This window comes from Paucihalobacter sp. (assembly GCF_036825875.1).
Lineage (GTDB): Bacteria > Bacteroidota > Bacteroidia > Flavobacteriales > Flavobacteriaceae > Paucihalobacter.
This window is the reverse complement of the sequence record NZ_DAISXK010000016.1, coordinates 39293-57855: the sequence shown is the minus strand read 5'-3', so window position 1 is coordinate 57855 and position 18563 is coordinate 39293. Positions and strand designations below refer to the sequence as shown.

Below are 18563 nucleotides of genomic sequence, written 5' to 3'. Positions count from 1 at the left end.
TAAAGTGGCACCATTTGAACCGAAATCGCTGGCATGGTCACTCCGAAATAGCCAATACTACAAAAATATGGGAATATGATTATGACAAAGTTATAGGTATTCAAAATGAGGAAATTGATATAACGTTTTTAGAAGAGACTATTTTAACAAAGGGAAAAATAATGTATTATCGACCTTCAAAGGACATTCACGCTCAATTCCCGCCTATTAAAGAGGATTCCTTAGCAATAAATATCATTTTAAAATCTTTAAAGCAATTTGATAATAGACAATATAAGTTTGACATTAATAGAAGTAGGATAAAAAAAATTCTATATGGTTCAGCCGCTTCTAAATTTGGATTAATTCAAATTGCTAAATATTCACATAATTTAAAAACAATTGATATTTTACATTCACTTGCGACTAATTGTGGTATAACCCAAGTTAGAAAAGAGTCTCTCGAAGTATTGGCAGCAATTGAAGATTATAACGATGTTTGGGAAATTGGTTTAAAAGATAAAGATAATTCCGTAATTGAGTATTCTAAATCAAGACTTTTAGAAAAAAGTTGAATTACATTTCTAGTTTTTTTAGTTCATTGTAATTCTTTTGTAGTTTTTTAAGTAGGATACCATATAGTAGGAAATAAATAAAATAAACAATTCCAATCATAATTGTTGAAAATACAATTATAATTAGAAATAAAATTAAATATTCCTTGAAATGGGCTAATTCATTAAATTTTTTTAATCCGCCAGAAGTTTCTACATAAGCGTAAAATAATGCAAATGAAGAATAAATTCCCACATAAATTAAATTAAATAAAATATAATACCTAACAATCTGTCTTGTATTTAAAATTGTTTTTATAAGATTTTTAACAGTATCAGTTGCCTTTATGGTTTTATAGCTTTTGTAAAACCTAAAAATAAAAAATAATATTACTGGAATAGTAAAATATAATGACGCGTCAAGCCATAAAGGATAGGTAAATTTTGTTTCAATCTTCGGGTTGATAACAATTAATGCAAAACCTAAAAAAAGTTCAAATAAACTTATATAATAAATCCATTTTACTATGTTGGACGACTTTGATTTGATTAATTTGTATATTTCAGCATACGTTAGTATAGGTTCGTTCTCACTTTTCTTATTCCAATTTCTCTTTAATAAATCTAATTCATCCATGATCTTACGGATTTAATATGGTTTTCAATTTTGTTTTCACTCTGTTCATTTTCACCCTTGCATTAACCTCAGAAATTCCCAAAGTATCGCTTATTTCAGTGTAATTTTTATCTTCTAAATACAAAAACACCAAGGCTTTTTCAATATCATTTAATTGGTGCACGGCGTCGTACATAAGCTTCAATTGTTGCTCTTCGGTATCATCATAAGGCTCAGCCGTTATTTTGTATTGTATATTGTCAAATTCTTGTGTATGTATGGTTCGCTTAGATTTTCTATACAGTGTAATAGCTGTATTTAATCCCACACGATACATCCATGTACTAAACTTTGAATCGCCTCTAAAGTTGGGAAAGGCTTTCCATAACTGTATGGTGATTTCCTGAAACAAATCATTATGCGCATCTTGATTATTGGTATATAACCTGCAAATCTTGTGCACGATGTTTTGGTTTTCTCCGAGCAAGCCTACAAAACTATGTTCTAATTCGGTGTTCAAAGTTTCTGTTTGGTTAGTGACTATCAGTATTCAATTTAAGCTTTATGTTACAAAATAAAACACATTTTAAATTTGCTTGAAAATTTTGCACTAAATCTTTGAAATAAATAGTGCAGTATGTCAATTTATTAAACTGATTTATATCATAGTTATTCCTGTTGAATTGGTATAATTTCATGCTATAAATTTTAAGGTCATGGAATCAAAGAAAAACACAAATGTAGACGTAGGTCGAAACAGCAGTATTTATTTCGCTGTTGGATTAAACGTTATGTTGTTGCTAACATGGATGGCATTAGAACATAAATCCTACGACAGAGCCATTACACAAATTGATATACTTCAATTAAGTGATCAGATAGAAGAAGATATTCCGATTACTACAATTAATATTCCGCCACCACCACCACCGCCTCAAATTACTGAAGCGATTACGGTAATAGAAGATGTTGAAGAGGTTAAAGAAACCATTGTACGAAGTACCGAAATTAATATGGACGATGTTATTGAAGCGGTAGCTGTTGAAGATGTGGTTGTTGAAGAAGTAGAAGAGGACATCGTTGTGCCATTTTCGGTGATTGAAAAAGTACCAGTTTTCCCTGGCTGTAAAGGCAATAATGAAGAATTAAAAGCCTGTTTTCAAGAAAAAATGCAAGAACACTTAAAAAAACATTTTAAATATCCTGAAGTTGCTTCAGAACTTGGAATATATGGAAAAGTATTTGTGTTATTTCAAATTGACAAAACCGGAACGGTTACTAAAATACAATCTCGTGGGCCAGATAAAATTTTAGAAGCCGAAGCCGAACGTATTATTAGCTTACTTCCTAAAATGGAACCTGGTAAGCAACGTAATAAACCTGTAGCTGTTCCGTATAGTATACCAATTAATTTTAAATTGGTACTAAATAACTAAATAGATTATCTTCTTAAAGAAACGGAATGAGCCATGTGTTTATTCTGTTTTTTTTAATTTAACCACTTAATATTACAACCAATGCTGGGTTTTTGATTAGGATTTACTGCTTTGTTATTTAAAATAGCATCTATGGCCGCGATCAAATCTTTTCCAGTAATAGGGATATTATTACCAGGTCTTGAGTCGTCAAATTGTCCGCGATATTCTAAAGTTAAATTCTTATTAAATACATAAAAATCTGGGGTGCAAGCAGCATCATAAGCTTTTGCAACTTCTTGGTCTTTATCGTATAAATACGGAAAAATAAAGTCTTCGTTTTTAACTAGTTCCTTCATGTATTTCGGGGCATCTTGAGGGTAATTTTCAACATCATTACTTGAAATAGCAATAAAGTTGACACCTTTTGAATCATAGATTTTCGCTGTTTTTGAAATGGCTTCATTTAAATGTTTTACAAAGGGACAATGGTTACAAATAAATAGGATGACTGTTACTTTTTCACCTTTTAAATCCTTCAAGGAAACATAGTTGTTATCAACAACATTTAATAGATTAAAATCGGGTGCTATGGTACCGAGCGCTAACATATTGGATGGTGTTTGTGCCATAAGTTTTTCTTTAAGCTATCAATATCGTGATTTTTCGTATTTTTAAAAAATGAATAGATTAATTTCTTTCGATGATTTCCATAAGGTAGACTTACGCGTTGGTACCATAATAGAAATCAGTGATTTTCCTAAAGCAAGAAAACCAGCTTATCAATTAACAATTGATTTTGGTGCGCTCGGTATTAAAAAATCTTCAGCGCAAATAACTGCTGTGTATTCTAAAGACGATTTAATAAACAAACAAGTTGTGGCTGTTGTAAACTTTCCTATCAAGCAAATAGCCAATTTTATGAGCGAATGTCTAATAATTGGAGCTGTTAGTGGCGCTGAAGTTATTTTACTCAATCCTGAAACGAACATCCCAAATGGGGCAGTGGTTTCCTGAATTTACATGAACTTTCCAAAAAACACAGCATTCATCAATAGTTTATTGGTGCCATACCAAAAGGCTCTAAAATTGGTATTATCAGTAAACACAATTACTTTTCCTCGTTGCAGCCTGTTTACTTTGAACGGTACTGTATTTGCCAAGCTATCTAAATTAGGTTTTGAAATATAGCCACTTAATAACGGTTTTGAAGTGTATTGAATAGGATTGTTGTAGCTTTGTTTATCCGCTTCTATAAATAATGTGGTATTTCTAAACAGCGCTAAATTGTTGTTTTTATATCCGAAATTTATAGGATGCGATCGGTCTAATTTAGCTTCAAAAATTGCACCACCAATTACTTGGGCACCGCTAAAATCTCTACGCTCTTCAAAATTGATGTTTTTGGCTGTTAAACTGTTGGTTTTAAAGTCTAATTTTATAAATTCATTGGTATTCATCCATCTTAATGCATTGCGATAACCTATTAAGGTGCCGCCGCTTTCAACCCATTTTTTCAAATTATCAGAGTTTGGCTTTGATAAACTGTTTGAATTTGCGACAATAATTACATCATATTTAGTCAAGTCACTACGGCTTAGGTTTCTAGTATCTAATTTGGTAATATTAATGTCATAACGTGTATCCATTAAATGCCATATTTCGCCAGCATCGTAAGACGTGATGCCATCACCTACCAACACGGCAATATTGGGTTTTGATAGACTTTTAAATTCATTACTGCCTAAATTTACACCTTCGGTTAAGCCTGTACTCACAGCACTGAAATTCACATAAGATTCTGTAGCAATGCGATCTAAAAGTAATTTAATTTCTGCACCGGATAATTCTTGATTTTGAATCGGAATCAAGATAGTACCATAATCATAATGTTTGCCATTACTTTTAAATGACTTCATGGCTACTTTTGCTCTCAAATTGGCCGACAAAATTTTGTGTAATGCTTTCGGAGTGTAGTACTCATGCCATTCCATTAAATAGGCGTAATCACTTGATTTGTCAACGCCACCTTTGGGTAGTTCAATTAAATCTGAAAGCATATCACTACTTGGTTTTGAAACGTTTTCTTCGTAATCTAAGTTGAAAGCTAATGGGAAAGTCCAAGCCGAAATATCATAAAACAAACTGTCTTGAAATTTTGTACGCTTTTCAAACATGGCGTTAATGAGCCGTGTATTTTTTTGATTTTTCGGAACGTAATAACTGTGATTTTCTGCGAAATTTTTACCGTTTAGTTTTACATCTTTGGTAAGCTTGAAAACTTCTATTTGATGTCTTTTTAAAATTTCAGCTAAATGAAAACTTTTAGCCGCGTCTTTTTCATCGCCAAAAACAATGCCTTTGTTAGATTCTTTTTGAGCTTCTTGTCGCGCATTTTTAAAAAAAGAATGTTGGTAAACCAACAATTCCTCCCGCATGCTAACAGCAGCTTCTAAGGTAGACAGTGCTGTGGTAAATTGATTTCTAATAGTAAACGGAAATGTTAAAAGTCCATTATCACTTTCTTGAACATGACCTCTAGAGCTGGCTTGTTCAAACAGGATTCCAATACCTCCGTTAATATCCGGAAAAGTTGAGCCTTTACCGTAATAAAAATCGTCAAAACTTTCTTCAGAATAATAAAAAGAACCAATTTTATCGAGCGCTCTCGCATGAAATTTACCAATAGCTTTGGTCAGATCTTGATTTTTTTGTGGTGTTAATGGATGTGTTCTTGATGGTATACCTGGTTGAAAGAAAAACGTTGAATTGGTACCCATTTCATGATGATCGGTTAAAATATTGGGCAACCATTGGTGATAGGTTTTTAACCGGGCGCGGGATTCGGGCAACTGCACAGGAAGCCAATCTCTATTCATATCAAAGTAATAGTGATTGGTGCGGCCTCCAGGCCAGATTTCACTGTATTCACGATCGTTTGAATCGGCTGTAAGGTTGATGTTTTTATTTGTATTGGCCCAATAAGCAAAGCGTTGCAGGCCGTCAGGATTGAAACTTGGGTCTAAAAGAATTACGGTGTTTTCTAGTAAATTGTCAATAGCTTCACCTTGTGCGGCTGCCAAATAATAAGCTAAAACCAGCGCAGCATTAGAGCCACTTGGTTCATTGCCGTGAATTGAAAAACCTTGATAAACCACGGTTGGTCGGTTAAAATCTTGTGTGTCATTATCGGTGGCAGCTATGTGTTCTTGTTTGATATTTTCTAGGTTATTTAGGTTTTTAGGAGCGCTAACCGTTAATAGCAAAAGTGGTCGATCTTCAAAAGTAAATCCTCTGTTTTCAATAGATATTCGATCGCTTGCATTGGCCACAGCATACATATATTGCACCAATTTATCGTGAGTAACATGCCATTTTCCAACTTCGTGTCCGATGACCTCTCGTGGTTTGGGTACATTAGGATTGTAACTTATGTTTTGGGGCAGATAATAATTTAAATCGAAATTGGTTTGTGAAAAGGCGTGACAAGAAATAAAACAAAATATTGTAATTAAAATTCTCATATTGACAGTTGGTTTTAATGGCTTTTGGAAATGAATTAGGATTTCTAATTTAAGTCATAAAAATAAAAAACCGCTCAGTTTCCTAGCGGTTTTTGTACTTATTTTAACAGAAAAGTCACTTATATGTCGTCAAAACTGATGTCTGTAAATCGCTCAGGTGCGTCACTTTTAATAGTATCATCTTCACCATTTAAATTCACCTCTTCTTTTTTGAAATCCTTTTGATGTCTTTCGCTAATTACTTCGTCACCTTTTTCTTCAAAAACGTAATTGACCATTTCTTCTAGAATCTCCTTGAATTCACTAAAATCTTCTTTGTAGAGGTAAATTTTGTGTTTTTTGTAATGAAAAGAACCGTCGTCGTTGGTAAACTTTTTGCTTTCGGTTATGGTAAGATAATAATCACCTGCTTTTGTAGATCTTACATCAAAAAAATAAGTTCTGCGTCCTGCTCTTAATACTTTCGAGAAAATTTCTTCTTTCTCCATCATTCCGTTATCACTCATGCGCTTTATTTTTATTAATTCGATTTCAAAAATCTAAAAAAAAAGAATAGTAACCAACAATTTACTCTATTTCTTTTTTTGTAAGTTGGTTCAAATACATGTTTTGGTAAAAACCTTCTGAGTTTACTAGCTTATCGTGTGTGCCTTCTTGAATAATTTTACCGTCTTCTAAAATAATTATCTTATCGGCATTTTTAGCTGAAGAAATTCGATGCGTAACAATAATAGTGGTTTTGCTTTTTGAGATTTCAAACAAACTGTTCAATATTTTCTCTTCCGTTTCAGTATCTACCGCAGACAAACAATCATCGAAAAGAAATATTTTTGGCGATTTTATAATAGCGCGTGCAATTGAAAGGCGCTGTTTTTGTCCGCCTGAAAGTGTTATGCCACGTTCACCTAAAATGGTTTGGTAGCCTTTTTTAAACTTCACAATGTTTTTATGTACGTTGGCGTTTTTTGCTGCTGTTACGACTTCTTCGTCAGTAGCATCTTCCTTTCCAAAACGTATGTTATTTTGAATGGTATCACTAAATAAAAAAGCTTCCTGAGGCACGTATCCAATTTCTTTTCTTAAATCGTGTAGATTTTGGTCTTCAATAGGGGTTTTATCTATTAGAATTTTTCCTTTTTCAACATCATACAATCGCCCTATCAAATCCAGAATCGTCGATTTCCCAGAGCCCGTTTTTCCCATAATGGCCAATGTTTGTCCTTGATACACAGTAAAGCTTATGCCTTTTAAAGCTGTAATATTTGTGTCTGGATAGGTGAAATGAACATCTTGAAAAGTGATATTGCCTTCTATATGTGTGCGGTTGTTTACCAGATTTTTTATTTCTGGTTTTTGCTTAAGAAACTCATTGATACGTTTTTGAGAAGCTTCGGCTTGTTGAACCAACGATGTTACCCAACCCAGTGTGGCAACTGGCCAAGTTAGCATATTGACGTAAATTATAAATTCGGCAATGGTTCCAATTTCTTTTATTTCTCCATTGATATATTGATTACCACCAATGTAAATTACTAAAATATTACTTATACCGATTAATAAAAGCATAAGCGGAAAAAACAATGCTTGAATTTTGGCTAAATCTATTTGTTTTTGTCGGCTTTCTATTGATAAGGTTCGAAAATTAGCCTGTGTATGTGGCTCAATGGCGTAGGATTTTATTACTGAAATACCACTAAAAGCTTCCTGCGTAAAGGCTGATAATTTTGAAAGTTGCTCTTGAACAATGGTGCTTTTTTTATGAATAATAGCACTGATATAATAGATAAAAATTGACAAAAATGGAAGCGGTAATATGGTGTAAAATGTCAATTTTGGAGCCGTACTGAACATATAAATCAATGCCACCGCAAATAAACTAATCATATTTATGGTGTACATGATGCCTGGGCCAGCATAATCGCGAACTTTATTAACGTCTTCGGTTATTCTATTCATCAAATCACCTGTGCGGTTTGATTTGTAAAAACTAAGTGAAAGTCGTTGGTATTGTTGGTAAATTTCGTTTTTTAAATCGTATTCAATAAATCGTGATACGTTTATGATAGTTTGACGCATTAAGAAGGTGAATATACCTGCCACAATAGCCGCACCAATCAGTAATAAAATATTCAATGCCAGCTCTGAAGCAAAATCTTCTTGAGAAATCTTACCTTCGAGTCTCGCCGCCACAACATTAATAGAAGCCCCTAAAAACCTAGGGGTATATAATGTGAATATTTTGGCGGCGACGGTTATTATAATGCCTATAATGAGTCGGTAACGGTACTTGTAAAAGTATTTATTTATGTGCTTTAATTCTTTCATTTAAAACGTAGCGTTGCATCAATTTTATTAACAACTAATCGATTTATCAAATTATTTGTCAAAAGTAGTCTAATAATAATTTACTTTTGCGCAACTTTTTTGAGGATATTTCAAAATAGGGTTTTAACCTTTTAGTATGACTACAGAAATTTTAAGTTCTTCTGAACTTAACAAAGTTGCCCCGGTTTTTGGTCAAGCATCATTTGATGAGCACGAACAAATTGTTTTTTGCAACGACAAAGATACCGGTTTAAAGGCAATAATAGGAATCCATAACACTATTTTAGGACCTGCCTTAGGTGGCACTAGAATGTGGCAGTATGCCAGCGAATGGGAAGCTTTAAATGATGTGTTGCGACTTTCCAGAGGTATGACATTTAAGTCGGCCATTACCGGTTTAAATTTAGGTGGTGGAAAAGCGGTGATTATTGGTAATTCCAAAACACAGAAAACACCCGAATTAATGCGTAAATTTGGTGAGTTTGTCCATTCATTAAGTGGAAAGTACATCACAGCTGAAGATGTTGGTATGGAAACGGCGGATATGGATACAGTACGTGAGGTAACACCTTATGTTACTGGAATATCTGAAAGCAATGGCGGCGCAGGAAATCCATCACCAATAACTGCGTATGGCGTGTTTATGGGAATGAAAGCGGCTGCGAAATTCAGATATGGTTCTGATTTATTGGAAGATAAAATTGTACTCGTACAAGGCGTTGGTCATGTTGGTGAAGCGTTGGTTGAACATTTAACAAATGAAGGCGCGCATGTTATTATTGCTGATATCAGCGAGGAGCGGTTAGAAAAGGTTAGTAATAAGTATGGTGCCAGTATTTTTAGAGGTGAAAATTTGTTCTCTCAAAAAATCGATATTTATGCACCATGTGCTATGGGTGCGACCATAAATGACGATACCATTTATAATATTCAAGCTAGCATCATTGCTGGCGCTGCGAACAACCAATTGGCTGAGGAAAATAAACACGGAAAAATATTACAAGATCGCGGTATCATTTACGCTCCAGATTTTCTCATCAATGCTGGCGGTATAATTAATGTTTATGCGGAACTCGAGCATTATAACAAACAAGAAATAATGCGCAAAACTGAAAATATTTACAATACCACCTTAGAAATATTGGAACGTGCTCAGCAAAATAATGTCACTACCAATCATGCCGCCGTAAATATTGCAAAAGAACGAATTGCGCAACGCAAGGCAGAAAAATTAAATACCCTATAAGATTTTAAAAAGTATTGGGTTACTTTTGTAAATTATTAGTTAACTAAAAAACACCATGACGTTGGTGTTGTAATTAGGAATAAATAAGTTCTTTAACAATGTTAAATAGAAGACATATCAGAATTAAGGTAATGCAGACGCTCTTTGCTTTTGATGGCAACGAGGCGAGTAACTTTAATTCCGATCAAAAATTTTTAATTGACAGCATGGATGGTATGTACGATTTGTATTTATTGATGATGTCTCTACTCATTGAAATTCATAAAAAGTCTGAAGATCAATATAAAAAACTTCAAAATAGACTGTCGGTTGATGCTAACAAGATAAAACCAACCAAGCATTTGATTGATAATCAGTTGTTGTTAAAATTATCAGAGAATAAAGCACTTTTAGAAACCATTGCTAAAAGAAAAATCAATCTTTGGGATTTAGATTTTGAATATGTCGATATTATTTATAAAAACATCGTTAAAAGCGATTTGTTTTCCACTTATACCAAAAAACAATATCCGAGTTTTGAAGATGATAAATATTTCATTGTAGAAATTTTCAAAACAATCATCGCATCCAACGATAAATTATACGATTATCTAGAAGATAAAAAAATCACCTGGATTGACGATTTACCAATAATAAACACAAACTTACTTAAGCTTTTAAAGCAAGTAAAATCTAATTCTGCAGACAGCTATTTTCTTCCAGAACTCTATAAGGATGATGACGATAAACAGTTTGCCATTCAACTTTTCCAAAAAACAATTTTGAATAAATCTGAACTTTCCCAAGCGATGGTTGGTAAAACAACCAATTGGGATTCAGATAGATTGGCTAATATTGATTCGCTGCTTATTACCATGGCTATTTGCGAATTTCAGAGATTTCCATCTATTCCCATTAAGGTAACTATTAACGAATATTTGGAAATTGCAAAAGAATATTCCACACCAAAAAGTAGCACTTTTATAAATGGCGTGTTAGATAATTTGGCTAAAGAATATCAAAATAGTGGTTCATTAAACAAGGTTGGTAGAGGTTTAATGTAGTATTAGTTAATCTGTTTAAAGCGTTAAGAGACCTATAAATGTTTTAACAACTACAAAATAATTACTACATTTGACTTTTAATGCAACAAATCAAATACAATAATTAAAAAATTTAAGTAATGAAAAAAGTAATTTTAGGATTAAGTGCTTTGTGTTTAGTAATCACAACTTCATGTAAAGAAGACGCTACCGTAAAAATTAAATCAGAAAATGTTGCTGAGGCGGCGGATAGAGATGCCAATGCGGGTAATTTTCCAATTCTATCTTTTGATAAAATAGAGCATGATTTCGGTACGCTAGAAGATGGAACACCTGTTGAAACTACTTTTAAATACACCAATACTGGTAACTCTATGTTAGTGGTAAGTGATATTAAAAGTACTTGTGGATGTACTGTGCCTTCTAACTGGACAAGAGAAGTTGCTCCTGGTGAAACTGGTGAGTTTAACGTGAAGTTTAACGGTAAAGGTGCTAACCAAGTACAAAAATCAGTTAATCTTACAACCAACACTGAAAAAGGAAATGAAAGTGTGAAAATAAAAGCTTTCATCAATCCAAGTGCTAATGCTGGTTCTGCTTCAATTACACCAATTCAATAACAAGATATGGGTGAAGGAATAGGTTCGTTTTTGCCATTTGTGGCCATGTTTGCAGTTGTATATTTCTTTATGATTGCACCACAACTTAAGCGACAAAAGAAAGAAAAGAAGTTCGCTAGTGAAATTAAAAAAGGTGATAGAATTATCACCAAAAGCGGTATGTATGGCAAAATTATAGAACTTAACGATAAAGATAACAGCTGCGTAATTGAAACGCTCGCTGGTAAAATTAAGTTCGACAGGTCTGCTATTTCTATGGAAATGAGCACCAAACTTCAGTCAACGGCCGAAGCTTAATTTCTTAGTTGAAAAATAACATATTAAAAAAACCGTTTCAATTATTTGAAGCGGTTTTTTTATTGCTTCTTGTGTTTTTTGGCGGTTAACTCGGCAATTTTACAAATCACTTCCGTTGCCTTTAGGATGCTTTCCACAGGAACGTATTCGTATCTCCCATGGAAGTTATGGCCTCCAGCAAAAATATTCGGACATGGTAAGCCCATGAACGATAATTGTGAACCATCGGTACCACCACGAATAGCTTTAATTAAAGGCTTAATACTTAGTTGTTTCATAGCTTCTTCTGCAATATCAAGAATATGCATAACTGGTAGAATCTTTTCTTTCATATTGAAATATTGATCGGTAATAGTTACTAAAATTATAGTTTTACCATATTGGCTATTTAATTCCTTTGCTAATTTGTGCATCATTTCTTTTCTTGCCTCAAATTTATCCCGGTCGTGGTCTCTAATAATGTAGTGTAATTTGGTTTCGTCTACTTTTCCATCTATTTCATGCAAATGAAAAAAGCCTTGATATTTTTCGGTATGCTCAGGTGTTTCGAGTCTTGGTAAGGCATTTATAAAGTCGGTTGCAATGTACATCGAATTGATCATTTTACCTTTGGCATAACCAGGATGTACTATTTTCCCTTCTATAGTGATCACGGCACCAGCGGCATTAAAATTTTCATATTCTAGTTCACCTATTTGACTTCCATCCATGGTGTAAGCCCAGTCGGCTCCAAATTTTTTTACATCAAATTTATGGGCGCCGCGACCAATTTCTTCATCAGGTGTAAAACACACTCTAATGTTGCCGTGTTCGATTTCGGGATGGTTGATGAGGTATTCCATGGCCGACATAATTTCGGTAATTCCAGCTTTGTCATCTGCACCAAGAAGGGTAGTGCCGTCAGTGGTGATGATAGTTTGACCTGTATATTGAAGTAAATCATCAAAATAGTTGGGTGATAAAACGATATTTTTTTCAGAATTTAAAACAATGTCCTTGCCATCATAATTTTCAATAATTTGAGGTTTTACATTGGCTCCAGTGAAATCGGGTGAGGTATCAAAATGTGAAATAAAACCAATGGTTGGTACATCAACATCCACATTGCTAGGCAAGGTAGCCATAACATAGGCATTTTTATCAATGCTAACATCATGCATTCCCATGGTTTTTAGCTCTTCAAAAAGCTTGTTGGCTAAATTCCATTGTTTTTGTGTGCTTGGTGTGGTATCCGAATTTGGGTCAGATTCAGTGTCTATGGTTACATAGCTAATAAACCTATCTATAATGGCTTGTTTTGAAATCATTTTTGAATTATTTACCCAAAAGTATTGAACACAATTTTAAGTTACAAGACATCTTGTAGATTCTTTTTTGTTGTGTGCTTTTAAGTTATTTTTGCAGGGCAATAATTCTTTTATGTATAAGTATTTCGTTCAACCAATTTTGTTTTACTTCGACCCCGAAAAGGTTCATCATTTCACGTTTTCGCTCATAAAAAACCTATGTAAAATACCTGGAGTGAAGTACATTTTAAAATTAGTGTACAATTCTGAAAACAAATTGCTTGAGCGTGAAGTATTTGGTTTGACATTTAAAAATCCTGTTGGCCTGGCTGCAGGATTTGATAAAGATGCTAAATTATACAATGAGTTATCCCAATTCGGATTTGGGTTTATAGAAATTGGAACCATTACGCCAAAACCGCAAGAAGGTAACCCCAAAAAGCGCCTATTTCGATTGAAAAAGGACCAAGCCATCATCAATAGAATGGGTTTTAACAATGGTGGCATGTATGCTGCGGTCGAGCGGTTAAAGAATAATAAAAATGTTTTAATCGGCGGTAACATCGGAAAAAATAAAGTAACCGCGAATGAAAACGCCGTTGATGATTATAAGTTGTGTTTTGAAGTGCTTTACGATTATGTAGATTATTTTGTAGTGAATGTCAGCTCGCCTAACACGCCTAACTTACGAGAACTTCAAGACAAAGAACCGTTAACAAAACTCTTGAATGCACTTCAGGTTGAAAACCATAAAAAAAAGAAGCTAAAACCTATTTTATTAAAAATTGCACCTGATTTAACAAACGATCAACTTTTAGATATCATCGATATTGTTAAGTCGACTAAAATAGCTGGTGTTATTGCCACTAATACAACAATTAACAGAGATGGCTTGGAAAGTGATGACAAAGATGAAATTGGTGGTTTAAGCGGAAAACCTTTAACGCATAAGTCAACAGAGGTGATCAAGTTTTTATCTGAAAAAAGCAATAAAGCTTTCCCCATTATTGGGGTTGGCGGAATCCATTCAGCGCAAGATGCCATTGATAAATTAGATGCTGGTGCGATTTTGGTGCAACTTTATACGGGTTTTATTTATGAAGGTCCTTCACTTATTAAGTCCATTAACAAAGCAATTTTAGCCAAAAGCAACTTGTAATTTTGAACTACGAAACGCTTATTTCATTTGCATTGGCAACTTCGGCCTTGGCAATTTCCCCCGGACCCGATAATATTTATGTGCTGGTACAAAGTATTACCAATGGTGTAAAATACGGCATGGCAACGGTTGCCGGACTTATTTCAGGTTGCATCGTGCACACTACTTTATTGGCTTTTGGTTTATCGGCTATTATTAAAACCAACGATCATATTTACACGGCCTTAAAAATATTTGGAGCTGCTTACTTGCTGTACCTCGCTTATAAAGTTTTTAGAAGCGATTCAAAGATTAGCCTTTCTGGAGATGCACCAAAAAAGAGTATGCTGCAATTATTTAAGCAAGGCGTTATTATGAATGTGTTGAACCCGAAGGTGACTATTTTCTTCCTGGCCTTTTTCCCTGGATTTTTATTTAGTGACAGTTTGAGTACCGAAATTCAGTTTTACGTTCTTGGATTTATTTTTATGTTGGTGTCCTTTGTGATTTTTTCAGGTATTGCCTTTGCATCGGGAAGTATTTCTAAATTCACCTCGAGAAATTCAGGGGTGAATCAGTTTTTTAAATGGTTGCAAATCGTTGTATTTGTTGGTATTGCGGTTTATATTCTGCTGTAGAATACGCTAATCAACATAGGTTTCTTTGATTATTTCTTTACACGTATTAATTTCGGAGACGCTTAACTTTTCGAATGTTTTTATGATTCGTGATTTATCAACTGTACGAATTTGATCAATTGCAATCATACCTTTTTTTCCGTCGTGATTAACCGCAACCCTGGTTGGGTATTTTTTAAGATTAGTGGTCATTGGTGCTAGAACGATGGTGTTTAAATAAAAGTTCATTTCGTTAGGAGAAATTATAACACAAGGTCTTGTTTTTTTTATTTCGCTTCCAATAGTTGAATCAAGATTTACAAGAACTATGGTGTACTGGTTTAACTCCATTCGTCTAGGTTTTCATCTTCAAAAATATCATTCATCAACAATTGGTCGTCACCATTTTCACTCATTTTTTTGAATTCCTTATCCCAGTTTTTTCTAGGGCTAACTATCGGTTTCAAAATGATATGTCCTTTTTCAAGAATGAGTTCGACTTTATCCTTAATATTATATTTTTCTAAAATTGTTTTACTTAATCGCAGCCCTTTAGAATTTCCTATTTTTATAATTGATGTTTCCATAATTTATTTTATGTGATTACAAAGTAAATACATTTTATTCGAAAATAAAAATTAATTCTTCATTCGGAAAATTGACTACAGTCAACGCAAAATTCTTTCTTATATTTGAATTCAAATGAAGCAATCATTGAAAATTATAGAATGTCCGCGCGATGCCATGCAAGGCATCAAGATGTTTATTCCTACCGAAAAAAAGGTTCAGTATATCCAATCCTTATTACGCGTTGGGTTTGATACTATTGATTTTGGCAGTTTTGTATCGCCCAAAGCAATTCCGCAAATGGTAGATACGGCAGAAGTTTTAGCCAAACTCGATTTAAGTAAAACCAGTAGTAAATTATTGGCCATTATTGCCAATACCAGAGGTGCACAAGATGCGGCCCAACATAAAGAAATTAATTATTTAGGATTTCCATTTTCGATTTCTGAGAACTTTCAAATGCGAAATACGCATAAAACGATAGCAGAATCTATAGTGACTTTAAATGAAATTTTAGAGATAGCGAACACCACTGCTAAGGAAGTCGTTGTGTATATTTCGATGGGTTTTGGCAATCCTTATGGCGATCCATGGAATGTGGATATCGTAGGGGAATGGACTGAAAAATTAGCAACCATGGGTGTAAAGATTTTATCATTGAGTGATACCGTTGGCACTTCCGATCCTGAAACCATCGACTATTTGTTTTCGAATTTAATACCTAAATATCCGCATATAGAATTTGGTGCCCATTTGCACACCACGCAAAGCACTTGGTTTGAAAAGGTAGACGCCGCCCATAAAGCAGGATGCATGCGTTTTGATGGCGCTATTCAAGGCTTTGGTGGCTGTCCGATGGCCAAAGATGAACTTACAGGCAATATGCCAACCGAAAGATTACTCTCGTATTTTACCCAGCAAAAATTAAATAATTTGAATGCTTTAAGTTTTGAAAGTGCTTATAATGAAGCAACCAAGATATTTTCGGTGTATCATTAGAGTTTGTTAATAATAAAAAAGGTTTGCCAAATCAATGACAAACCTTTCACACTTAAAAAAAATCACTCAAATCAACTTAAAACCTAAATTCTAAACCACCATAAACGCCAAACGGATGTCCAGGCCTTAATCCTGATGGTACTCTTGATACAGCATACGTTTCGTCAAGTAAATTGATAACATGGCCAGTTAAACTCAGTTGCTTCAATAAATGATATTTAGCCGCAAAATCTACAATAAAATTCGATTCAACCAATTCATTTTGAGGAATGCTACCTGTGCCAGCCATGGTTCGGAATTCGCCATTAAATCTGCCGCTTAAGCTAAGGTCGAATTTGGCGTGCTCTAAACCAATCATCATATTAAATTGATGCTTTGGGATGTATGGTAATTCATCACCTTCGGTTACTTCACCCCATAAACCTTCGTTGCTGCTAAAGCTGGATTGGAATTCGGTGTTTGTAAGAGTGTAACCAACTGTAATTGGAAGACTCAAATTATCATTTTTTGACAATAGGTCGTAATTCAATAATAATTCCAAACCATTAACTAAAACGCCTCCAGCATTAAACTGTTCTAGTGAGCCAGAACCACCTGTTGCTGCTAAATCACTACCTAGTAAATTGCTGTAATCGTTGTAAAATCCGATAACTTCACCACGAATTTCTCCCAATACAAATCGTGAACCTAGTTCGTAATTGATACTTTCTTCGGCTTTCTGTCCCGGTTGGTTACTCGGTGGTGAAAAGCCTTTGTGAACGCCACCGAATACGGAAATATCATTGGCGAAAGCATAATTGAAACCAATTCCAGGTATCCAAACTTCAACGCGATTTTCTCTTTCGGACGCCGCTCCGGGATTTCTTCCTGGATTGTTGCTGCCAAAATCTATGCGGTCAAGTAAAATATTTTCATACCGTAAACCTGGAGAAACAGTTAAGTTTTTGTATTTAAATTTGTACATCGCAAAGGCAGCTAAAGCATTGGCGCTGCTAATACGATTCGCACCTGATCCTTCTATCGCATCAAAAGTTAGGTTCATGATGCCATTTACGATATTATAACGATCGTCCCACTGAAATCGATCTTCTTCGTCGTAATGATAACGCACACCAACTTCTATATCATGAAAGGTTTCATTACCATAAAAATGATAATCAAACTTAGATTGAATACCTTGAGAATAATACGCTCTGTTATTGGCACGCACAAAAAAGGCATCGTTGGCGGAGTCTTCATCACCTCTAATGATAGCCATATGAGAACTAAACTGCTCTGGATTTGTTAAAATATCTGTGATACCTACTTTTTCACCATTGGCGCTTACGTCATTTAGTTTGTACCAATTTCTTGAAAATTTATTGTGGTAAGCTTGGGTGGTCAATCTCAAATCTTTTGTGAAATCTACGGTATGCGTTAACATCAATTGAACATGCTCTGTTGTAATGTTATCAACTTGCGACGCTGCGTATCTATCAAATGGTGCGTTTGCAAAATCTGCATCCGTTAAACCTAAATAGGTTTCGTTAGAATCTTGATTGGAATATTGAAATTTGGCTTCAAGCGATTGTTGTAAGGACGCTTCCTTGCGACTATTTACTCTAAACTTCGCTACTACATCATTGATATCAAAGCCAGTATTCGCACCCGAAGGTAAATTTTTAAATCCGTTAGATGCATGGTTTAAAAACTCAACCATATAGCCGACAGTTTCCTTTTGATCTCCAACTCTTGCATGTAATTGCGAAGTTTCAAAAGAACCATAACTTGCTCTCACTTGTCCTTGAAAGGTGTTTGGTATTTGGGCAGAAACAAAATTAATGGCGCCACCTGTGGTGAATGGTCCGTATTGTATTTGACTACTTCCTTTTAAAATTTCAACAGCCTGCATTCTGGCAACTGATGGGAAATAGTAGGCAGCAGGAGCGCTATAGGGCGCAGGTGCGATGAGTACACCATCTTCCATAATCGAAATTTTCGCACTTCTTTCTGGAGATGTACCTCTTAAACTAATATTAGGTCTAAGACCAAAACCGTCTTCTTCGTAAAAATTAACGCCCGGAACCGATCGCAATACCCGATTGATATCGGTGTAATTGAATTTTTTTAATTCTTCAGGTGAAATGTAATAAGAGGAACCTGTTCGATTTTTAGCGACATATTTATTACCAAAAATAACATTGGCATTTAAAATTACTTCATCTAGTTTCTGAATTGAATCTTGTGCTTTGGCGGTTTTAGTTTCATCGTTTTGAGAATATGCAATTGCGCAGAACGATAATAAAATTGATGTTAGTAGCTTCTTCATTAATTTAGACTTAATATAAATAGTTTTATTTTTTCGACTGCAAATGTATT

At 34.3% G+C, this 18563-nt stretch carries 20 protein-coding genes; 10 read left to right on the top strand and 10 right to left on the bottom strand.

Features of this window, described 5'->3' with window-relative positions:
* Nucleotides 1–554 (top strand): hypothetical protein (locus tag V7Z48_RS06690; RefSeq protein ID WP_334112627.1); only part of this gene is annotated, 554 nt, incomplete at its 5' end.
* Between the two features lies 1 nt (nucleotide 555).
* Here the strand turns inward: V7Z48_RS06690 and V7Z48_RS06685 are convergent.
* Both V7Z48_RS06685 and V7Z48_RS06680 read right to left on the bottom strand, forming a co-directional pair.
* On the bottom strand, nucleotides 556–1170 hold the full coding sequence (locus tag V7Z48_RS06685; RefSeq protein WP_334112626.1) for a hypothetical protein: 615 nt from the start codon (nucleotides 1168–1170) through the stop codon (nucleotides 556–558).
* A gap of 4 nt (nucleotides 1171–1174) precedes the next feature.
* The gene (locus V7Z48_RS06680) at nucleotides 1175–1669 is read right to left on the bottom strand and encodes an RNA polymerase sigma factor (protein WP_334112625.1); all 495 of its coding nucleotides are present in this window, start codon (nucleotides 1667–1669) and stop codon (nucleotides 1175–1177) included.
* Between the two features lie 196 nt (nucleotides 1670–1865).
* Here V7Z48_RS06680 and V7Z48_RS06675 point away from each other — a divergent pair, with 196 nt between their 5' ends.
* Nucleotides 1866–2585, top strand: a complete 720-nt coding sequence (locus tag V7Z48_RS06675) for an energy transducer TonB (RefSeq protein WP_334112624.1) — start codon at nucleotides 1866–1868, stop codon at nucleotides 2583–2585.
* A 53-nt stretch (nucleotides 2586–2638) separates the two neighbouring features.
* Here the strand turns inward: V7Z48_RS06675 and V7Z48_RS06670 are convergent, their stop codons facing one another.
* Entirely contained in the window at nucleotides 2639–3196 is a 558-nt protein-coding gene (locus V7Z48_RS06670; RefSeq protein WP_334112623.1) for a thioredoxin family protein, read from the bottom strand.
* Between the two features lie 49 nt (nucleotides 3197–3245).
* On the opposite strand from V7Z48_RS06670, the gene V7Z48_RS06665 reads away from it, so the two are divergent.
* Nucleotides 3246–3581: a tRNA-binding protein gene (locus V7Z48_RS06665; protein ID WP_334112622.1), complete on the top strand. Its 336-nt coding sequence runs from the start codon at nucleotides 3246–3248 to the stop codon at nucleotides 3579–3581.
* 2 nt (nucleotides 3582–3583) lie between these two features.
* Here V7Z48_RS06665 and V7Z48_RS06660 read toward each other — a convergent pair whose 3' ends face one another.
* The 3 genes from V7Z48_RS06660 to V7Z48_RS06650 all read right to left on the bottom strand — a co-directional run bounded on the left by V7Z48_RS06660 (nucleotide 3584) and on the right by V7Z48_RS06650 (nucleotide 8413).
* Nucleotides 3584–6088 carry a M14 family metallopeptidase gene (locus V7Z48_RS06660; RefSeq protein WP_334112621.1) on the bottom strand — a complete coding sequence of 835 codons (2505 nt, stop codon included), beginning with the start codon at nucleotides 6086–6088 and terminating at the stop codon, nucleotides 3584–3586.
* Nucleotides 6089–6207: 119 nt separating this feature from the next.
* Complete coding sequence (locus V7Z48_RS06655) at nucleotides 6208–6594, bottom strand: PUR family DNA/RNA-binding protein (protein WP_334112620.1); 387 nt, start codon at nucleotides 6592–6594, stop codon at nucleotides 6208–6210.
* Nucleotides 6595–6655: 61 nt separating this feature from the next.
* Entirely contained in the window at nucleotides 6656–8413 is a 1758-nt protein-coding gene (locus V7Z48_RS06650; protein ID WP_334112619.1) for an ABC transporter ATP-binding protein, read from the bottom strand.
* Between the two features lie 136 nt (nucleotides 8414–8549).
* Between V7Z48_RS06650 and V7Z48_RS06645 the strand changes: the two genes are divergently transcribed.
* From V7Z48_RS06645 to yajC, 4 genes are all read left to right on the top strand, one after another.
* On the top strand, nucleotides 8550–9659 hold the full coding sequence (locus tag V7Z48_RS06645) for a Glu/Leu/Phe/Val family dehydrogenase (protein ID WP_334112618.1): 1110 nt from the start codon (nucleotides 8550–8552) through the stop codon (nucleotides 9657–9659).
* 131 nt (nucleotides 9660–9790) lie between these two features.
* Nucleotides 9791–10702 (top strand): transcription antitermination factor NusB, encoded by a 912-nt coding sequence (gene nusB / locus V7Z48_RS06640; protein WP_334112617.1) that lies wholly within the window; start codon nucleotides 9791–9793, stop codon nucleotides 10700–10702.
* Between the two features lie 119 nt (nucleotides 10703–10821).
* Nucleotides 10822–11301, top strand: coding sequence for a DUF1573 domain-containing protein (locus tag V7Z48_RS06635; protein WP_334112616.1), 480 nt, complete (start codon nucleotides 10822–10824; stop codon nucleotides 11299–11301).
* Between the two features lie 6 nt (nucleotides 11302–11307).
* A complete protein-coding gene (gene yajC / locus V7Z48_RS06630; RefSeq protein ID WP_334112615.1) occupies nucleotides 11308–11598 on the top strand; it encodes a preprotein translocase subunit YajC in 291 nt (96 codons plus the stop codon).
* A gap of 59 nt (nucleotides 11599–11657) precedes the next feature.
* Here yajC and pepT read toward each other — a convergent pair whose 3' ends face one another.
* On the bottom strand, nucleotides 11658–12905 hold the full coding sequence (gene pepT, locus V7Z48_RS06625; protein ID WP_334112614.1) for a peptidase T: 1248 nt from the start codon (nucleotides 12903–12905) through the stop codon (nucleotides 11658–11660).
* A 112-nt stretch (nucleotides 12906–13017) separates the two neighbouring features.
* On the opposite strand from pepT, the gene V7Z48_RS06620 reads away from it, so the two are divergent.
* Nucleotides 13018–14043, top strand: coding sequence for a quinone-dependent dihydroorotate dehydrogenase (locus V7Z48_RS06620; protein WP_334112613.1), 1026 nt, complete (start codon nucleotides 13018–13020; stop codon nucleotides 14041–14043).
* Between the two features lie 2 nt (nucleotides 14044–14045).
* Entirely contained in the window at nucleotides 14046–14660 is a 615-nt protein-coding gene (locus V7Z48_RS06615) for a LysE family translocator (RefSeq protein WP_334112612.1), read from the top strand.
* 6 nt (nucleotides 14661–14666) lie between these two features.
* On the opposite strand, the gene V7Z48_RS06610 is transcribed toward V7Z48_RS06615, so the two are convergent.
* The gene (locus tag V7Z48_RS06610; RefSeq protein WP_334112611.1) at nucleotides 14667–14990 is read right to left on the bottom strand and encodes a type II toxin-antitoxin system PemK/MazF family toxin; all 324 of its coding nucleotides are present in this window, start codon (nucleotides 14988–14990) and stop codon (nucleotides 14667–14669) included.
* Complete coding sequence (locus tag V7Z48_RS06605; RefSeq protein WP_334112610.1) at nucleotides 14981–15226, bottom strand: AbrB/MazE/SpoVT family DNA-binding domain-containing protein; 246 nt, start codon at nucleotides 15224–15226, stop codon at nucleotides 14981–14983. The genes V7Z48_RS06610 and V7Z48_RS06605 overlap by 10 nt, the downstream gene beginning before the upstream one ends.
* Nucleotides 15227–15341: 115 nt before the next feature.
* On the opposite strand from V7Z48_RS06605, the gene V7Z48_RS06600 reads away from it, so the two are divergent.
* Nucleotides 15342–16205, top strand: a complete 864-nt coding sequence (locus V7Z48_RS06600; protein WP_334112609.1) for a hydroxymethylglutaryl-CoA lyase — start codon at nucleotides 15342–15344, stop codon at nucleotides 16203–16205.
* A gap of 76 nt (nucleotides 16206–16281) precedes the next feature.
* Here V7Z48_RS06600 and V7Z48_RS06595 read toward each other — a convergent pair whose 3' ends face one another.
* Entirely contained in the window at nucleotides 16282–18513 is a 2232-nt protein-coding gene (locus V7Z48_RS06595) for a TonB-dependent receptor family protein (protein ID WP_334112608.1), read from the bottom strand.
* Nucleotides 18514–18563: the final 50 nt, after the last annotated feature.

Coding starts and splice junctions, on each gene's coding strand:
- V7Z48_RS06685 (WP_334112626.1), bottom strand. CDS start 1,170: ATGGATGAATTAGATTTATTAAAGAGAAATTGGAATAAGAAAAGTGAG.
- V7Z48_RS06675 (WP_334112624.1), top strand. CDS start 1,866: ATGGAATCAAAGAAAAACACAAATGTAGACGTAGGTCGAAACAGCAGT.
- V7Z48_RS06670 (WP_334112623.1), bottom strand. CDS start 3,196: ATGGCACAAACACCATCCAATATGTTAGCGCTCGGTACCATAGCACCC.
- V7Z48_RS06665 (WP_334112622.1), top strand. CDS start 3,246: ATGAATAGATTAATTTCTTTCGATGATTTCCATAAGGTAGACTTACGC.
- V7Z48_RS06660 (WP_334112621.1), bottom strand. CDS start 6,088: ATGAGAATTTTAATTACAATATTTTGTTTTATTTCTTGTCACGCCTTT.
- V7Z48_RS06655 (WP_334112620.1), bottom strand. CDS start 6,594: ATGAGTGATAACGGAATGATGGAGAAAGAAGAAATTTTCTCGAAAGTA.
- V7Z48_RS06650 (WP_334112619.1), bottom strand. CDS start 8,413: ATGAAAGAATTAAAGCACATAAATAAATACTTTTACAAGTACCGTTAC.
- V7Z48_RS06645 (WP_334112618.1), top strand. CDS start 8,550: ATGACTACAGAAATTTTAAGTTCTTCTGAACTTAACAAAGTTGCCCCG.
- nusB (WP_334112617.1), top strand. CDS start 9,791: ATGCAGACGCTCTTTGCTTTTGATGGCAACGAGGCGAGTAACTTTAAT.
- V7Z48_RS06635 (WP_334112616.1), top strand. CDS start 10,822: ATGAAAAAAGTAATTTTAGGATTAAGTGCTTTGTGTTTAGTAATCACA.
- yajC (WP_334112615.1), top strand. CDS start 11,308: ATGGGTGAAGGAATAGGTTCGTTTTTGCCATTTGTGGCCATGTTTGCA.
- pepT (WP_334112614.1), bottom strand. CDS start 12,905: ATGATTTCAAAACAAGCCATTATAGATAGGTTTATTAGCTATGTAACC.
- V7Z48_RS06620 (WP_334112613.1), top strand. CDS start 13,018: ATGTATAAGTATTTCGTTCAACCAATTTTGTTTTACTTCGACCCCGAA.
- V7Z48_RS06610 (WP_334112611.1), bottom strand. CDS start 14,990: ATGGAGTTAAACCAGTACACCATAGTTCTTGTAAATCTTGATTCAACT.
- V7Z48_RS06605 (WP_334112610.1), bottom strand. CDS start 15,226: ATGGAAACATCAATTATAAAAATAGGAAATTCTAAAGGGCTGCGATTA.
- V7Z48_RS06600 (WP_334112609.1), top strand. CDS start 15,342: ATGAAGCAATCATTGAAAATTATAGAATGTCCGCGCGATGCCATGCAA.
- V7Z48_RS06595 (WP_334112608.1), bottom strand. CDS start 18,513: ATGAAGAAGCTACTAACATCAATTTTATTATCGTTCTGCGCAATTGCA.